Annotated in this window: 13 protein-coding genes; 11 read left to right on the top strand and 2 right to left on the bottom strand. The window is 51.0% G+C overall.

Annotated elements, in window-relative coordinates; all coding sequences use genetic code 11:
- A complete protein-coding gene (gene rpmG, locus DXB92_RS04190) occupies positions 1-150 on the bottom strand; it encodes a 50S ribosomal protein L33 (RefSeq protein WP_021680630.1) in 150 nt (49 codons plus the stop codon).
- Between the two features lie 503 nt (positions 151-653).
- Here rpmG and DXB92_RS04185 point away from each other — a divergent pair.
- From DXB92_RS04185 to DXB92_RS04130, 11 genes are all read left to right on the top strand, one after another.
- Positions 654-1,724 (top strand): D-alanine--D-alanine ligase family protein, encoded by a 1,071-nt coding sequence (locus tag DXB92_RS04185; RefSeq protein WP_117732652.1) that lies wholly within the window; start codon positions 654-656, stop codon positions 1,722-1,724.
- Between the two features lie 113 nt (positions 1,725-1,837).
- Complete coding sequence (gene murI, locus DXB92_RS04180) at positions 1,838-2,641, top strand: glutamate racemase (RefSeq protein WP_117732812.1); 804 nt, start codon at positions 1,838-1,840, stop codon at positions 2,639-2,641.
- Positions 2,642-2,658: 17 nt separating this feature from the next.
- Positions 2,659-3,108 (top strand): DUF1934 domain-containing protein, encoded by a 450-nt coding sequence (locus DXB92_RS04175; RefSeq protein ID WP_051343589.1) that lies wholly within the window; start codon positions 2,659-2,661, stop codon positions 3,106-3,108.
- 3 nt (positions 3,109-3,111) lie between these two features.
- On the top strand, positions 3,112-4,803 hold the full coding sequence (argS, locus tag DXB92_RS04170) for an arginine--tRNA ligase (RefSeq protein WP_021680635.1): 1,692 nt from the start codon (positions 3,112-3,114) through the stop codon (positions 4,801-4,803).
- 266 nt (positions 4,804-5,069) lie between these two features.
- Entirely contained in the window at positions 5,070-6,155 is a 1,086-nt protein-coding gene (locus DXB92_RS04165; protein WP_117732650.1) for a helix-turn-helix domain-containing protein, read from the top strand.
- Between the two features lie 223 nt (positions 6,156-6,378).
- Positions 6,379-7,068 (top strand): cell division ATP-binding protein FtsE, encoded by a 690-nt coding sequence (ftsE, locus tag DXB92_RS04155; RefSeq protein ID WP_021680638.1) that lies wholly within the window; start codon positions 6,379-6,381, stop codon positions 7,066-7,068.
- Positions 7,058-7,963: a permease-like cell division protein FtsX gene (ftsX, locus tag DXB92_RS04150; protein ID WP_117732646.1), complete on the top strand. Its 906-nt coding sequence runs from the start codon at positions 7,058-7,060 to the stop codon at positions 7,961-7,963. Before ftsE ends, ftsX begins: the two co-directional genes overlap by 11 nt.
- 36 nt (positions 7,964-7,999) lie before the next feature.
- Complete coding sequence (locus tag DXB92_RS04145; protein ID WP_117732644.1) at positions 8,000-9,493, top strand: M23 family metallopeptidase; 1,494 nt, start codon at positions 8,000-8,002, stop codon at positions 9,491-9,493.
- Positions 9,494-9,580: 87 nt separating this feature from the next.
- Positions 9,581-10,786: a S41 family peptidase gene (locus DXB92_RS04140; RefSeq protein ID WP_181976891.1), complete on the top strand. Its 1,206-nt coding sequence runs from the start codon at positions 9,581-9,583 to the stop codon at positions 10,784-10,786.
- 142 nt (positions 10,787-10,928) lie between these two features.
- Positions 10,929-11,903: a WYL domain-containing protein gene (locus DXB92_RS04135; RefSeq protein WP_117732640.1), complete on the top strand. Its 975-nt coding sequence runs from the start codon at positions 10,929-10,931 to the stop codon at positions 11,901-11,903.
- Positions 11,904-12,286: 383 nt separating this feature from the next.
- Entirely contained in the window at positions 12,287-15,355 is a 3,069-nt protein-coding gene (locus DXB92_RS04130) for a glycoside hydrolase family 9 protein (protein ID WP_147330015.1), read from the top strand.
- Positions 15,356-15,524: 169 nt separating this feature from the next.
- Here the strand turns inward: DXB92_RS04130 and DXB92_RS04125 are convergent, their stop codons facing one another.
- On the bottom strand, positions 15,525-16,505 hold the full coding sequence (locus tag DXB92_RS04125; RefSeq protein WP_021680645.1) for a helix-turn-helix domain-containing protein: 981 nt from the start codon (positions 16,503-16,505) through the stop codon (positions 15,525-15,527).
- Position 16,506 lies beyond the last annotated feature (1 nt).

Raw genomic sequence — 16,506 nt, 5'->3', positions numbered from 1 at the left:
TTACTTTGTCTCTCTGTGCAGCGTATGCTTCCGGCAGAACTTGCAGTGTTTGTTCATTTCAATCCGGTCCGGATTGTTCCGCTTGTTCTTCTTGGTAACATAGTTGCGACGCTTGCATTCTGTGCAAGCCAGTGTTACTTTCACTCTCATGATCGGCACCTCCTGCTCGTTTACTTCTTCCGATATGCGGAAGCCGGCTCTCCTGCTGTCATCAGCAGTCTTCCGGTTCTTTTGCCTCCCTCAGAATCCGCATGAGGGTTTTCGCAGCAAACCGGACAGCAAGTCCGGAATTTGTGCAAAAAATAAGCCTCATGCAATGAGGTGATTCCAGTATAGCACATTTTCGGTTTTCTGTCAAGGCTTTTCTCAAAAAAAATTCCTTTTTTGAGAAAAAAACGGATTCGGGACAGCTTTTTTTTGAAAACCCCTTGCAGATTTTTGTAGATTATGATAAAATAGAGGATGAGAAATCTTCGCTGCTGTCTGTTTTGCCGGTTTTGTATACAGAATTTGGCGGCAGATCAGTTCTAAAGTCCGCTGTATCCGGATATATAATAGTATCCGGCATGACACCGGTTCTTGCAGCGACAGGATTTGGGTTCGCTTTGCTTTTGCGAAGCAGGCTCTCACAAATCATAAAGGAGTATAGACACATGGCAAAAATCAGAGTAGCCGTTTTGTTCGGCGGCGTATCCAGTGAGCATGATGTTTCGCTGGTTTCCGCGGAGAACGTCATTCGCAGCATTCCGAAAGAAAAGTATGAGGTACTGTGCATCGGTATCACCAAGAAAGGCCGCTGGCTCTATTTTCCCGGCGACGTTTCGGAGATCTCTACTGGTGCATGGGAACAGAATCCGGACTGCACCGCGGCGATCCTCTCTCCGGATCCGTTGCACGGCGGCATCGTCACCATTGAAAACGGGGAAACTTATATAAAAAAGGTAGACGTGGTCTTTCCGGTGCTGCACGGCAGAAACGGCGAGGACGGCAGATTACAGGGCATCATGGAAATGGCAAGAATCCCCTATGTGGGCTGCGGCGTTCTGAGCAGTGCTGTGTGCATGGATAAGGGCATGACCCATACGGTGCTGGACTACAACGGCATTCAGACTGCCAAGTGGGCAAGCGTACACCAGCGTGACCTGAACAAGCTGAACGAAAAGTGTGTTGCCATTGCGGAAACACTGGGCTTCCCGCTGTTCGTCAAGCCGGCAAATGCAGGCTCCTCTGTAGGTGTCAGCAAGGCGACCGATCTGGAATCCCTGAAAGATGCGGTGCAGATCGCATTCACCCATGATGAAAAAGTCATCATCGAAGAATTCATCGACGGCAGAGAGCTGGAAGTGGCTGTGTTCGGCTACGATGCTCCCATTGCTTCTTATGTGGGCGAGATCGAACCGGCTGCGGAATTCTACGACTACGATGACAAGTATGTCAACGGTTCCTCCAAACTGTACATTCCGGCACGGATCACCGATCAGGAATCTGACCGGATTCGGGAAACTGCTCTGCGGGCATATCAGGCACTGGGCTGTAAGGGACTGTCCCGCGTGGACTTCTTCCTCTCCAAAGACGGCAGCATCATTCTGAACGAGATCAACACGCTGCCGGGCTTCACCAGCATCAGCATGTATCCGAAGCTGATGGAACATCTGGGCATGAAGCAGGAATATCTGGTAGATAAACTCATTGAGCAGGCAATGGAAAACGCTGCAAGAACCTGAACGATAACCTGAATATAGTTAGGGCAACACCGCACAAAGCTTGTGCAGGGTTGCCTTAGAGTCGTTAAGGAAAGGAGATGCTGCTCCGGACAAAGAGCAGCAGAGATGACACCATGAAAAATGATGCAATCGGCGTTTTTGATTCCGGTATGGGCGGTCTGACGGCAGTGAAAGAACTGAACGCCATTCTGCCCCATGAAAATATTATCTATTTCGGCGACACCGCCCGCATTCCCTACGGCAGCCGCAGTCCGGAAACAGTGCTCCGCTATGCCAAGGAGGACGTGGCGTTCCTGCGGCAGTATGCCGTGAAAATGATCATTGCCGCCTGCGGTACAGTCAGCTCTATTGTAGGCGACCAGCCTTTTGTAACAGATATGCCGTTTACCGGCGTGGTGCTTCCGGCGGCAAGGACTGCCTGCGAAGTGACACGCAACGGCAGGATCGGCATCATCGGAACACCGGCGACCATTCGCAGCGGCAGCTATGAAAAGGCGATTCAGAAGCTGCATCCGGAAATGACAGCATTCGGGCAGGCTTGTCCGCTGTTCGTGCATCTGGTGGAAAACGGCTATACCGATTTTCACAATCCGGTGACACGGCTGGTGGCAGAGGAGTATCTGGAACCGGTGCGGAAAGCCGGCGTGGATACCCTGATCTTGGGTTGCACCCATTATCCGGTGATCCGTGACATCATCGCGGATTATATGGGACCGGATGTGCAGCTGATCTCCTCCGGAGCGGAGGCGGCAAAGTATGCCCGCCGCTGTTTGGAAGAACAGGATCTGCTGACAGACCGGCAGACTGCCGGCGAAAACACCTATTATGTCAGCGACAGCACGGAGATGTTCATTGAAAATGCAGGACATTTTCTGCACCGGAATGTGGTGGGAAAGGTGTTCCGCTGCAATTTCTAAGAAGGGAGCAGGTATTTTTGGAATCTGTTCTGATTACCATGAAAACACGGCAGATCACACCGGACGGTGACGAAGAAACCGAACTGATGACCACCGGTACCTGTGAGATGCGGGACGACACGTTGCAGTTGTCCTATGAAGATACAGACGCAACGGGCTTTGCCGGCTCGACGACCACCATACAGGTGGCGAACGAGTCACTGGTGACGATCTTACGCACCGGCACGGCAAATTCCAACCTGACGCTGGAAACCGGCAGAAAGCACTTCTGCCTGTATCAGACTCCATACGGGGCAATGACTATCGGCGTACAGGCGAAGCGGCTGCTCTGCGAACTGGAGGAATCCTCCGGTTCTGTGGAAATGGAATACATTATTGATATGAATGCAAATTTTCTGTCGGAAAACACGATCACCATTCACTGGAAACGGCAGGAACCGCAGGAGAATACGAAAGGAACAAAGTAAACTATGGCAGATTGTATGAAGAGTGCCTCCGAGGCTCTGCACCAGATTCTGGTGGAGGGACTGGGACGGCTCGTAGGCGAGGGAAAGCTTCCGGCAGAACCGATCCCGGCGTTTCGGGTAGAGATTCCGGCAGATAAGTCCCACGGGGACTTTGCGGCAAATGTGGCAATGGTCAGTGCAAAGACCTTCCGCATGGCACCGCGGAAAATTGCGGAGCTGCTTCTGGAGGCTATTTCGCTGAACGGCACGATCTTTGCACGGGCAGAGATCGCAGGTCCGGGCTTTATGAACTTCTTCCTCCAGCAGAAGTGGTTTGCCGATGTCACGGAAACTGTCCTCACGGAAAAAGAAAATTACGGTAAGACGCAGACCGGTGCCGGAAAACGGGCACTGGTGGAATTCGTTTCCGCGAACCCCACCGGACCGATGCACGTGGGCAATGCCCGCGGCGGTGCACTGGGCGACAGCCTTGCAGAGATTCTGGCGTGGACAGGCTGGGACGTACAGCGGGAATTCTATGTCAATGATGCCGGCAACCAGATCGAAAAGTTTGCCACTTCTCTGGAGGTGCGGTATCTCCAGCACTTTGACCCCTCTGTGGAAATGCCGGAAGATGCCTATCACGGGGCAGACATTACAGAGCATGCGGAAAACTTTATCGCTGAAAACGGTGACAAGTATGTCAACACCGATGCCAAGACCAGACGGGACGCACTGGTGGCATTTGCACTGCCGAAGAACATCGCCGGTCTGGAACGGGATCTGAAGAAGTACCGCATTGTCTATGACAACTGGTTCCGCGAAAGCACCCTGCATCAGAATGGACAGGTAAAGTGGGTGGTAGACGAACTGACCAAGCGTGGCTATACCTATGAGCAGGAGGGTGCCGTCTGGTTCAAGGCAACGGATTTCGGTGCGGACAAGGACTTCGTGCTGGTACGTGCCAACGGGATCCCCACTTATGTGGTACCGGACATTGCTTACCACTATAATAAGCTGATGGTGCGGAAGTTTGACAAGGCAATTGACATTCTGGGTGCAGACCACCACGGCTATGTGCCTCGTCTGAAAGCAGCCCTGACAGCACTGGGTGCAGATGCAGCCCGTCTGGACGTGGTGCTGATGCAGATGGTCATGCTGATGCGTGACGGCGAAGTGGTCAAGCTTTCCAAACGTAGCGGCAAGGCGATCACACTGGTCACTCTGCTGGACGAAATTCCGCTGGACGCAGCCCGTTTCTTCTTCAACACCAGAGAGGCAAATTCTCATTTTGAATTTGACTTGGATCTGGCTGTGGAGCAGTCCTCGCAGAATCCGGTATACTATGTACAGTATGCCCATGCCCGCATTTGCAGCCTGCTGCGTGCCATGGCAGAGGAAGGACTGACACTGGAACAGTGCGACCACAGCAACCTGTCCCTGCTGACACAGCCACAGGAACTGGAACTGATCCGGCATCTGGCAGCACTGCCGTCGGAACTGGACGCTGCTGCCAAGGCATATGACCCGTCCAAGGTCACTAAGTATGCTACCGAGCTGGCGACTCTGTTCCACAAGTTTTATGACGTGTGCAGTATCAAGTATGCGGAAACGCCGGAACTGAAGCAGGCACGTCTGCTGCTCTGTGAGGCGGCTCGTCAGGGCGTTGCCAATACCCTCCGGATCCTGAAGGTGACCTGTCCGGAGAAGATGTGATCCTGCTGACAGATGCCGGAAAAAACGGGAAAGATTACAAGCAGGTTACAGCAAAAAAATAGATTCTCTATGGAAAATCGTGCGAAAGCACAAAAAAACGTAGCAATACTCGAAATATCCCATAAAGTTTAACTGCATATTCACAAACATCGTTTCGCAATGTGTTACAATTTGTAATATATTGAACAGGTGGATGCAGTTTGTGATATGCCCGCCGGCCGCAAAACTGGCGGAAGCCGAGATTACAAAAGGAAAGGAAGTTCCATATGTCGAACAGATTATTTCAAGGACTGGTTCACCAGATGCGGGATACCATTGACGCAACCGTTGGCGTTGTCGATGACACCGCGACCATCATCGCTTGCAGCGACCTGACAAAGGTGGGAACGACCAATGAGTTCGTTTCCCTCGACCTCAGTGATGTACATGATATTTTTATCCGCGACGGTTATACCTATAAGCCGTTTGGTTCCCGTGCAAAGCCGGAGTATGCGGTCTTTGTAGAGGGCATGGACGACACTGCTGCGAAGTATGCCAATATTCTGGCAATTTCCCTGTTCAATATCAAGCAGTACTACGATGAAAAGTACGATCGCAACAACTTCATCAAGAATGTAGTACTGGACAACGTACTGCCGGGGGACATCGTCATTAAGGCACGTGAACTGCACTTCAACTCGGAAGTCAGCCGCGTAGTGCTGCTGGTACGCATTGTATCGGCAAATGACGTTTCTGCATACGATGTCATTCAGAATCTGTTTCCGGATAAGAATAAAGACTTTGTCTTTACCATTTCCGAATCGGATATTGTTCTGGTCAAGGAGATCAAGGGTGCTGTGGACACCAAGGATCTGGAAAAGCTTGCCCGTTCCATTGCAGATACTTTGAGCAGCGAGTTCTACACCCGCGTGAACGTGGGTATCGGTACCATTGTGACCGGTGTCAAGGAACTGTCCCGTTCGTTCAAGGAAGCACAGATGGCTCTGGAAGTCGGCAAGGTATTCGATACCGACAAGGCGATTGTCAGCTATGAGAATTTGGGCATTGCCCGCCTGATCTATCACCTGCCGACCACGCTGTGTGAAACGTTCCTTCACGAGGTATTCAAGCGGGGCAGCATTGAATCTCTGGATCATGAAACGCTGTTTACCATTCAGAAGTTCTTCGAGAACAACCTGAATGTTTCTGAAACTTCCAGAAAGCTGTTTGTACACCGGAACACACTGGTGTACCGTCTGGAAAAGATCAAGAAGCTGACTGGTCTGGACCTGCGGGAATTCGACCATGCCATTATCTTCAAGATCGCATTGATGGTCAAGAAGTACCTCTCTGCGAATCCGGCGAAGTTCTGATGAATAAGGACGGGGTGAGGGCGTGAAGCATCGCTCCGGCATAAAAGCCGCCGGTGCAGCGTGTGGCGTTTTGCATCGGCGGCTCTTTGTGCAATTTTATTGGTAAGGGCAGCAACGCAGGAAACCTGTGTGTGCTGTCCGAAAAAGTGGATGTCTGCGATCAACTGAAACGGTATTTCCGGCGGTCTGCCGGAAGTGCCCAGAGAAAGGATGTGTGTGAACTATGGTTGAACTGAAGAACGTGTCTGTGACATACTCCAGCGGCGTAGATGCACTGCACAATGTCAACTTGAAAATCAATGACGGAGACTTTGCCTTTGTAGTTGGTGCGTCCGGTGCCGGAAAAAGCACCATGATCAAACTGATCTTAAAAGAGATCAACCCGACCAGCGGTTCGATCAGTGTCAACGGCTATAACCTGAACAAACTCCGGCGGCGGCGGATTCCTGCCCTGCGGCGTACCATTGGGTTTGTCTTTCAGGACTTCCGGCTGATTCCGTCTATGACAGTGTATGAAAACGTGGCATTCGTGCTGCGGGTAATCGATGCACCGACGAAATATATCCGGAAGCGTGTGCCGTATGTAATCGGTCTGGTAGGTTTGCAGGACAAGACATATGCCTATCCGGACGAGCTGTCCGGCGGCGAAAAGCAGCGTGTGGCAATTGCCCGTGCATTGGTCAACGACCCGCAGCTGATTATTGCGGACGAGCCGACGGGAAACATCGATCCGGAACTTTCTTATGAGATCGTAGAACTGCTGCAGGGCATCAACGACATCGGGACCACCATTCTGATGGTAACCCATGAACACAGTCTGGTGCGGCAGTTCGGCGGACGGATCATCAATATCGATCAGGGACAGATCGTCTTTGACGAAGTGATTGGAGGGAATCTGATCCATGAAAGCTAGTGGTTTCAAGTACCTGATTGGACAGGGTGTGGAAAACATCTGGAAAAACCGGATGATGGCATTCGCTTCATTCTGTGTGCTGTTGGTTTCACTGCTGCTGGTGGGTATGTCGGTGTTGTTTTATATGAACCTGACCTCTATGATCGGCGGCGTAGAAGATAAAAATGAAGTCATTATCTATATGGACGAGGGTACTTCAGATCAGGAACTTGCAGATTTTCAATCGGAATTGGCACAGATTCCGAACATTTCGGAGATTTCTTTTTACTCCAAGGAGCAGGCGTTTGAAGATCTGAAAAACAGCATGTCGGATTATGAAGTGCTGTTCGATTCACTGGGGGACGACAACCCGCTGATCGACAGCTATCGGATCCGTGTTGAAGATATTTCACAGATTTCTGCAACGATTACACAGGTAGAGGAACTGGATCACATTGATTCGATCCGTGCTCCCATGGACTTTGTCAACGTTCTGACCGAGGTACGGAAGATCGTGACTGTTGTATTCGGTGTGATCATTGCAGCATTGGTCGTCATTTCCGTTGTGATCGTTTCCAATGCCACAAAGGCGAGCGTTTTCGCACGGCGGGAAGAAATTCAGATCATGAAATACGTTGGTGCAACCAACTCTTTTATCCGTATCCCGTTTTTCGTGGAGGGTATGATTACCGGCTTGCTTGCTGGTGGCGTTGCACTGGCGATCACTTGGTTCGGCTATGATTCGCTGGTCGGCCTGCTGACCGGACAGGTGGAATTCCTGTCTGTGATCGGCATGGGCAGCATCATTCCGTTCCGTGCACTGGCATGGAAGGTGGCTCTGGCATATCTGCTGTCCGGTACGCTGTTCGGAGCGTTCGGCAGTATGATCTCTATGCGGAAGCACCTGAATGTTTAAAACAATGCCGATGCACATCTTAGGAGGCTATTTTCTATGAGTAAGAAGAAACATCTGAGTCTGCGTTTTACCAGTGCGTTGCTTTGCATGACCATTCTGACAGGCGGCATGGCAGCAAACTGGACACCGATCAGGGATATTCCGGTATCGGCAAAGACGCTGGCAGAATTACAGGAAGAACGCAAGAGCAACGAAAAGAAGATCGCAGAGAAGCAGAAAGAACTGGATTCTTTGCAGTCTGATCTGGAAGAAAAGGAAGCGTACCAGAAGACTTTGCAGGAAAAGATCACCCTGCAGCAGAGCAATCTGGACATCGTTTCACAGGAACTGGATCGCATTGCTCAGTCTATCGACGAAACCACACAGGCAATTTCACAGGCGGAAGATGACATCAAGGTCATGGAAGCCGATATTGCCATTGGACTGGACGAGTTCAAGATGCGGCTTCGTGCCATGTACGTACAGGGCAATGACAGTCTGGCTTCGGCTCTGGTAGGTGCGACTGACTTCTACGACCTGCTTTCCAAGTATGAACTGATGTCCCGTGTGGCAAATCATGACAACCAGCTGGTCAACGACCTGAAGGACAAGCTGGAAACCTGCAACGCAAAGAAGGCGGAACTGGAAACAGAAAAGTCCGATCTGGAAAGCCAGCAGGAAGACCAGCAGGCCAAGAAGGAAGAATTCAAGGCGGCAATCGAGGATCTCCAGCAGACCTATTCTGAAACCGATGAAGCCAAGGAGCAGATGCAGCGGCAGAAAGAGCAGCTGAACGGCGATGTGGCAACACTGAAAGAAAACAACAAGGCTCTGGACGCAGAAGAAGACCAGATCAAGGCAGCAATTGCAGCGGCTGCGGAAGCTGAAAAGAAGAAGCGGGAAGAAGCAGCTGCGGCAGAAGAAGCCAAGAAGAAGCTGGAAGCCCAGAAGCAACAGCAGCAGGAGGAAGCCAAGAAGAATCAGTCCTCCGGCAGCAGCTCTTCTTCGAAAAATGACGATACATCTTCTTCGAACAGCCAGAAGGACAATTCCAGCAGCTCCAGCAGTTCGAACAGTTCTTCCAGCAGCAGTTCAGATTCTTCCAGCGACGACAGCGGCAGTGTTGCACCGTCCGGCGGCGGCTTCACATGGCCCTGCCCGGGATTCTATACCATTTCCAGTACCTTCGGCAACCGCTGGGGTACCACACACGGTGCAATTGATATTGCCGGCGGCAATGCCGGTGCAGCGATCGTTGCAGCAAAGGGCGGCACAGTCGTTCGTGTTGTAACCGGCTGCTCCCACAACTATCCGAAAAGCGGCAGCTGCGGCTGCGGCGGCGGCTACGGCAACTATGTCATTATCCAGCATGACGGTACATATTCTACGTTGTACGGACATATGGCATCGGTGGCTGTTTCTGCCGGACAGACCGTCAGTGCCGGACAGACCATCGGCTATGTGGGAAGCACAGGCTTTTCCACTGGTTTCCACCTGCACTTTGAAGTGCGTGTCAACGGCACCAAGGTGGATCCGATGAAGTATCTGTAATCAAAATGCATTTTTGAGAAAATGAAAAAGGCAGGGGTATGCGTTTGCAGTCCTCTGCCTTTTTTGGAAGAAAGGATTGTAGGTTATATGCGAAAACAATCAGATGCAATGCAGGAGGATATGCCAAAGGAAAAAACAGTGCCGGTGCGGAAATCGACACTGATCCTGCTGTTCTGTCTTTGCGGTGTGCTTGCCGTAGGAACAGGACTGGGCATTTATCGGAACTACGCCGGCAACACGGAGTACAGGGAACTCCGGCAGCTTGCCGCGACTGTAAAGCAGAACTATTATACCGACGTGGACGACGAAGCCGTTATGCAGGGGGCTATGAAAGGCTATGTTGCCGGTCTGGACGATCCTTATTCCCAGTACATGACCAGTGAGGAATATCAGGCTTATCAGACAGAGGAAGCTGGTCAGACCGTGGGAATCGGCGTAACGGTGACACAAACAGACGAGGGCTATTTGCAGGTGGAGGAAGTCAATGCAGATTCTCCGGCAGAAAAAGCCGGTATGCAGCAGGGCGATACTCTCACCAAGGTAGAGGGCGAAGATCTGGCAGAACTGGGCTACGCCGGAGCACTGTCTAAAATTCGAGGCGAAGCAGGTACCACGGTGCAGCTGACGATTCAGCGGAACGGCGACACACTGGAACTGGACGTGGAACGGCAGAACATCGAAGTGACGACTGCCGAGGGACAGATGCTGGACGGACAGATCGGCTATATCCGGATCAGTTCCTTTAAAGGCAACACGCCGGAACAGTTTCAGGCAATCTACGACCGGCTGGTGCAGAACGGGGCAAAGGCGTTGATATTCGATCTGCGGGACGACGGCGGCGGACTGGTGTCGGCTCTGGAGAAGATTCTGGATCCGCTGCTGCCGGAGGGCGAGATCGCCATTGCCACCTATCGGGACGGCACGACCAAAACGCTTGTGGAATCAGATGCCACAGAGTGCAGCTTGCCCATGACGGTGATCGTCAACGGCAACACTGCCAGTGCAGCAGAACTGTTCACCGCTTCGCTGCGGGATTTCGGAAAGGCTTCCGTTGTGGGAACGCAGACATTCGGCAAGGGTATCATGCAGGTGACACAGTCCATGCCTTCCGGCGGAGCACTGACACTGACGGTGGCAACTTATCAGACCACCAAGGGGGAGTGTTATCACAAGGTAGGCATCAAGCCGGACGAGATCGTGGAAGCCGGAGAAGATGCAGTGGACTACAGCGATCCGAATCCAGAAAAAGACCCGCAGCTGAAAAAGGCAATCGAAATGGTGCAGGCGAAGTGATTTTTAAGGCAATACCGCTGGCATAAAATTTTGCCGCAAAAACGTGCATCTCATTTTTGTGTAAATACGTTCTGAATTCTTTTTGAACAGACAGACCGCTGTCCCGCTGCTGTGCTATAATGAAAGAAAAGGAGGCATCATCATGGAAACTGAAAAAAACAGCCGTATGCTGGAACTTTTCTTTCGGGTGCTGCGGGGAGAAACCATCTCTGTAAAAGCAGTGGCAGCGGAATACGGCGTGTCTACCAAGAGCATCGGACGGGACATTGGAAAAATACAGGAATTTCTGGCGGAACACCGCGACCTGATGCAGCAGGCGGAACTGGTGTATTCCTATAAAGATAAAGCGTATCACCTGAACTGTGAGGAGTTCCTCAAAAATAAGGAATTATTTGCATTGGTAAAGGTAATGCTGGGCAGCCGTTGTCTGCCCAAGGAAGACGTGCTGCGGCTGATCTCCAAGCTGAAACGGTTTACCACAACACAGGATCGGGAAAAATTTGACAAGCTGGTACGCAAGGAAATTTACCATTATCACGAAGTCAAGACGGACTGCAATTCGCTGATCGATACGCTGTGGAAACTGATACAGGTCATTGATGAAAAGCGACCGATCACCGTTACTTACTACAAAATGAATCGGGAAGCCGTCAAGCGGAAAATTAAACCGGTTTCGCTGATGTTCAGTGAGTATTATTTTTACCTGATCGCGTATGCATTTGACGACGACCAGTATCTGCCGAAGTTCTTTCGGGCAGACCGCATTGTGTCGATGACAGAGCATCAGGAACACTTTACGCTGGAACGGAAGTACGACTTTGACGAAGGCGATCTGCGGGAGAAGAACCAGTTTTTGTTCCCCGGGAAGACGGAGCGAATCCGGTTTGCCTTTTCCGGTTTGTCGGTACAGGCGATTTTGGACAGACTGCCCACAGCAAAGGTAGTGGAGCAAAACGGCAGAACCAGCATCATCGAAGCGGAAGTCAACCACGGACGCGGCATTATCATGTATCTGCTGTCGCAGGGGGCATGGGTAAAGGTGCTGTCGCCGCAGAGTCTGGTGGACGAAATGCAGGAAGAACTGCATCAAATGCTGGCATTATATGAAAAGGCATAGGAACACGTGGAGTTAGGGCAATACCGCACAAAGAGCGTCTGGCGACTTTGCACGCCATTTGCTTGCAAATTTCCCTTCAGAGCCTGTTTCGCATCTTTCCGCACGCATCTGTCGTACAATCTTTGTGCGGTATTGCCTTAGGGAAACACTAGACCTGACGGGAAATTTTCTCGTCAGGTCTTTTTTGATAACATATCATGAAATTACTACTTTTGTCATGAAAAATAGTATTATCCTTGTGAAAGGTGTGGTATACTAAAGATAATGAATTGTTCGCATAAAGCCGTTTGCACAGAAGATGTGATATTGTTTTTCATACATTCTGTGCAGACAAATTACACAGAAACAGCGGCATGCTGTTTTCAGAAAGAGAGGAAATGAGTATGATGCGAATCAAAGGACTTCGGCAATGTCTGGCAGTGCTCTGTGCGGCAGTGTTGAGCATGGGTAGTCTGGCAGCGATGCCGGCTTCTGCGGAAGTGAAAAATCTGGTCAGCAACTCCACATTTGACAGCGGCACTAGCGGCTGGGACACCTATCAGGCAAGCGGCGGAAAGGCGTCCCTGACTACGGAAAACGGTAAGCTTGCCCTGCAAATCGATTCTGTGGGAAAGCTGAACTATTCTGTACAGTGCAGCTATGATATTATCCCCTTGTACAAAAACGGGGTGTACCGTGTTAGCTATGAGATTTCTTCCACCACAGACCGTTATGTGGAAGCCATGATCCAGCAGAATGGCGGCACCTATCAGGCGTACACCTGGAAAGGACTTGATCTGACCGCAGAACCGCAGACCGTGGATTATGAATTCACCATGAAGCAGGATTCAGATGTCATGTCCAAGCTGGTGTTCAACTGCGGACTGGAAAACGAGGAAGATCTGCCGGCACATACTATTTATCTGGACAATGTAAAGGTAGAACTGGTAGATGATTCCAAGGTGGATTATACTTCTGTTCTGCCTTATGCTCCGTCGATCATGACCGATCAGGTAGGTTATCAGCCGGACGAAACCAAGACAGCTGTGTTCCGCAACGTGACCAGTGAAACCAGTTTTTCCGTCGTCAACGCAGACAGCGGACAGGTGGTTTATACCGGGGAACTGTCGGCTCCGACGTTTTATTCTTCCGCCGATGAAAACAACTGGACGGGAGATTTCTCCGCCGTAACAGAAGCTGGTACATACTATATCACCTGCGGCGGTCTGGATCAGTCGTATTCGTTCACCATTGGTAATGACGTTTACGACAGTCTGCTGGACGACAGCGTGAAAATGCTGTACCTCCAGCGGTGCGGCACGGAGGTGAAGGACAGCACATTCGGGCATGTGGCTTGCCATGACACGCTGGCAACAGTTTATCACACCAACGAAAAAATCGATGTCAGCGGCGGCTGGCATGATGCCGGCGACTACGGCAGATATGTTGTTCCCGGTGCAAAGTCTGTGGCAGACTTGCTGATTGCCTATGATGCCAATCCGGAGTCGTTCAGCGACAGCATTGGCATTCCGGAAAGCGGCAACGGTGTTCCGGACGTGCTGGACGAGGCACGCTATGAACTGGAATGGATGCTGAAAATGCAGGACAGCCAGACCGGCGGTGTGCACCACAAGGTCAGCTGCGAGAATTTCCCCGGTTATGTGATGCCGGAAACGGAAACGGACGAACTGATCGTAACGCCGGTTTCCACCACAGCGACTGCCGATTTCTGTGCGTCGATGGCAATGGCATATGAATACTACCAGAAGGTCGACAAGGACTTTGCGGAAAAGTGCCTGAATGCTGCAAAGAACGCGTGGGCATTCCTGCAAAAAAATCCCAACTTTATCTTCTCTAATCCGTCTGACATTACGACTGGTGATTATGGCGACACTTCCGATATTGACGAACGCTACTGGGCAGCAGCACAGATGTGGCGTGCTACCGGTGAGGACACATATCGTACTGCGTTGGAAAGCATGCGTGTGCAGAATGGCATGGACTGGATGGAAGTGGGAGACTATGGTAATATTGCCATTCTCACTATGGACGGTGTGGATACGAACTCTGACCTCTACACCCGTGCAAAGACTTCCATTCTGAAAGAAGCCGACAAAATGAAAGGTCTTTCCCAGAGCAACCCTTATGGGGTGTCGGTTTCCAAATATAACTGGGGCAGCAACATGGGCGTTGCCACTTCCGGCATGATCCTGAATCTGGCATACCAGATGACTGAGGACAGCACCTATCTGGACACTTCCCGCAGCAATCTCCACTATCTGCTGGGCAATAACGCAATGGGAGAGTGTTTCGTGACTGGCTATGGCACGGTTTCACCGGAACACCCGCACCACAGACCGTCTATGGCCAAGAATCAGGCAATGAAAGGTATGCTGGTCGGCGGTGTCAATTCCGGTCTGGAGGACAGTGCTGCAAAGGCATACTGTGCAAATTCTCCGTCGGCAAAGTGCTATGTAGACCATTGGGAAAGCTATTCCACCAATGAGATCACGATCTACTGGAACTCTCCGCTGACCTGTCTGCTGGCGATGAACAGCACCGCAAGAACACCGGGACATGATGACATCATTTCCGGCGATGTAAATCAGGATCAGACAGTCAACACTGCGGATGTTGTACTGCTGCAAAAGTATCTGCTGGGAGAAGTTTCTCTCACAGAAACACAGGCAAAGGCAGCAGATGTACAGGCAAACAATACGGTAAACGGCTTTGATCTGGCAGTGCTGCGGCAAAAGCTGGTGCAGAAAGATGACAATACTTCCGGCAAGGACGACACCAAGGGCAATGAACCCAGTGCCGATGCGGAAGTACTGGCAGATTTCCGTAAGGGTGCTACCAGTCTGTTTGAAGCTTCGGACGGCTGGACAAACGGCAATCCCTTTGACTGCGGCTGGACAAAGAACAATACTTCTTTCGACAACGGCGTGTTGAATCTGACCATTGACAAGGACAGTTCCGGTCAGTATAACTATACCGGTGCAGAGTACCGTTCTCTGGAGCACTATCACTATGGTTATTACGAAACTTCCATGAAGGCAATCAAAAATGATGGCGTGGTTTCCTCGTTCTTTACCTATACCGGCCCCTCGGAGAATAACCCGTGGGATGAGATCGATGTAGAGGTTCTGGGTAAGGATACCACCAAGGTACAGCTCAACTATTACACCAATGGTGTCGGCAATCATGAGTACATGTACGATCTGGGCTTTGATGCATCAGAGGGATATCATACTTATGGATTCGACTGGCAGAAGGATTACATTACATGGTATGTGGACGGCAAGGCGGTCTACACAGCCACCAGCAATATCCCGTCCACTGCCGGCAAGATCATGATGAACGTATGGCCCGGAATTGGTGTCAACGACTGGCTGAAGCCTTTCGACGGCAAGACACCTCTGACTGCAAGCTATGAATGGGTGACCTACCAGAGCACAGCCAAAGCCAACTAAGCTAGCTTCATTATTCATCTCCATTTCTTTTTACAGGAAATCCGCACCTGTTCCACGCGGATTTCCAAACCCGCAGTTTCGGCTTCTCTGAACTGCTGATTCCAAGCAAACAGCCCCGCATTTCTCTTTCCGGAGAAGTGCGGGGCTGTTGTTTTATGCTGTTGCCTTATCAGAAATGAGTGCTGTCACGGAACTGCTTCCGGTACTCTTTCGGGGTCATGCCCACGTATTTTTGGAATACCTTGATGAAATAGCTTTGAGAGCTGAAACTGAGCAGGCTGCTGATCGAGGCGGCAGTGTGCTCGGTGTACTGGAGCAGGTTCTTGGCAGCTTCTACTTTTTTAATGGCAATGTATTCGCTGATGCTAAGGTGTACTTCGGCCTGAAACAGACGGGATAAGTGCGGTGCACTCACTGCGGCAGCATCGGCAACGTCCTGTAAAAAGATACGGCTGTGCAGGTGAATGCTGATGTAGTCCATAGCTTTCAGCACCAGCGGCGAATAGCGGGTATTGTCTTGCAGCCGCCGCATTTTGCCGGTGAAATCCTGTATTGCCTGATAGTGCAGCACATGGATCTGTGCTTCACTGACGGCAGTGTCCGTTCGCTGAATGTACAGGTCGCTGAGATTGAATGCTTCTTCCTGCGGCATGCCGCCCTGAATGCAGTAGCGTGTCAGCATGGAAATGGTGATGACCAGATGATACTTCAGATTTCGCAGCGGGTCACGGCTCAGCTCGCCGTAGCCTTTTCCGCCAAGGGGTGTGTACAGCAGATGCACAGTGTCGCTGTTTCCAGAAACCACGCTTTCAAAAAAGGCGAGTTCTGTGACAAGCATTGCATGCTGTGTTTCTGCCTCCCGTTGGGCGGCGAGAAAATGGGTGAAGTCCTGTTCTGCCTGTTGGTTCTGCACAGCGGCGTATAGCTGCAAAAACTGCTGCATCTGCTCCAGTGCTTCCTGTTGCAAAACATACCGGCTGCCGGTTTTGGTGAGAAACCCTGCCTGTTCCATGGCGGAGAGCAGTGCCGCAGCAGGGATTTCCGGCGGCAGCAGTTTTTCCAGTTTCGGCAGAGAAGCAGGGCTTTTTTGCAGTGCTGCCAGAAGTACCTGTACTGCCTTCGGATATTGCAGCAGAAGTTTCAGATCCATA

The organism is Ruminococcus sp. OM06-36AC (genome assembly GCF_003438725.1).
GTDB classification, from domain to species: Bacteria; Bacillota; Clostridia; order Oscillospirales; family Ruminococcaceae; genus Ruminococcus_C; species Ruminococcus_C callidus.
Note: the sequence above shows the minus strand (reverse complement) of the source record. Positions and strands in the feature narration are given on the sequence as shown.

Bases quoted from the DNA above. Each gene is read 5' to 3' on its own strand.
- rpmG (WP_021680630.1), bottom strand. From the start codon at position 150: ATGAGAGTGAAAGTAACACTGGCTTGCACAGAATGCAAGCGTCGCAAC.
- DXB92_RS04185 (WP_117732652.1), top strand. From the start codon at position 654: ATGGCAAAAATCAGAGTAGCCGTTTTGTTCGGCGGCGTATCCAGTGAG.
- murI (WP_117732812.1), top strand. From the start codon at position 1,838: ATGAAAAATGATGCAATCGGCGTTTTTGATTCCGGTATGGGCGGTCTG.
- argS (WP_021680635.1), top strand. From the start codon at position 3,112: ATGGCAGATTGTATGAAGAGTGCCTCCGAGGCTCTGCACCAGATTCTG.
- DXB92_RS04165 (WP_117732650.1), top strand. From the start codon at position 5,070: ATGTCGAACAGATTATTTCAAGGACTGGTTCACCAGATGCGGGATACC.
- ftsE (WP_021680638.1), top strand. From the start codon at position 6,379: ATGGTTGAACTGAAGAACGTGTCTGTGACATACTCCAGCGGCGTAGAT.
- ftsX (WP_117732646.1), top strand. From the start codon at position 7,058: ATGAAAGCTAGTGGTTTCAAGTACCTGATTGGACAGGGTGTGGAAAAC.
- DXB92_RS04145 (WP_117732644.1), top strand. From the start codon at position 8,000: ATGAGTAAGAAGAAACATCTGAGTCTGCGTTTTACCAGTGCGTTGCTT.
- DXB92_RS04140 (WP_181976891.1), top strand. From the start codon at position 9,581: ATGCGAAAACAATCAGATGCAATGCAGGAGGATATGCCAAAGGAAAAA.
- DXB92_RS04135 (WP_117732640.1), top strand. From the start codon at position 10,929: ATGGAAACTGAAAAAAACAGCCGTATGCTGGAACTTTTCTTTCGGGTG.
- DXB92_RS04130 (WP_147330015.1), top strand. From the start codon at position 12,287: ATGATGCGAATCAAAGGACTTCGGCAATGTCTGGCAGTGCTCTGTGCG.
- DXB92_RS04125 (WP_021680645.1), bottom strand. From the start codon at position 16,505: ATGGATCTGAAACTTCTGCTGCAATATCCGAAGGCAGTACAGGTACTT.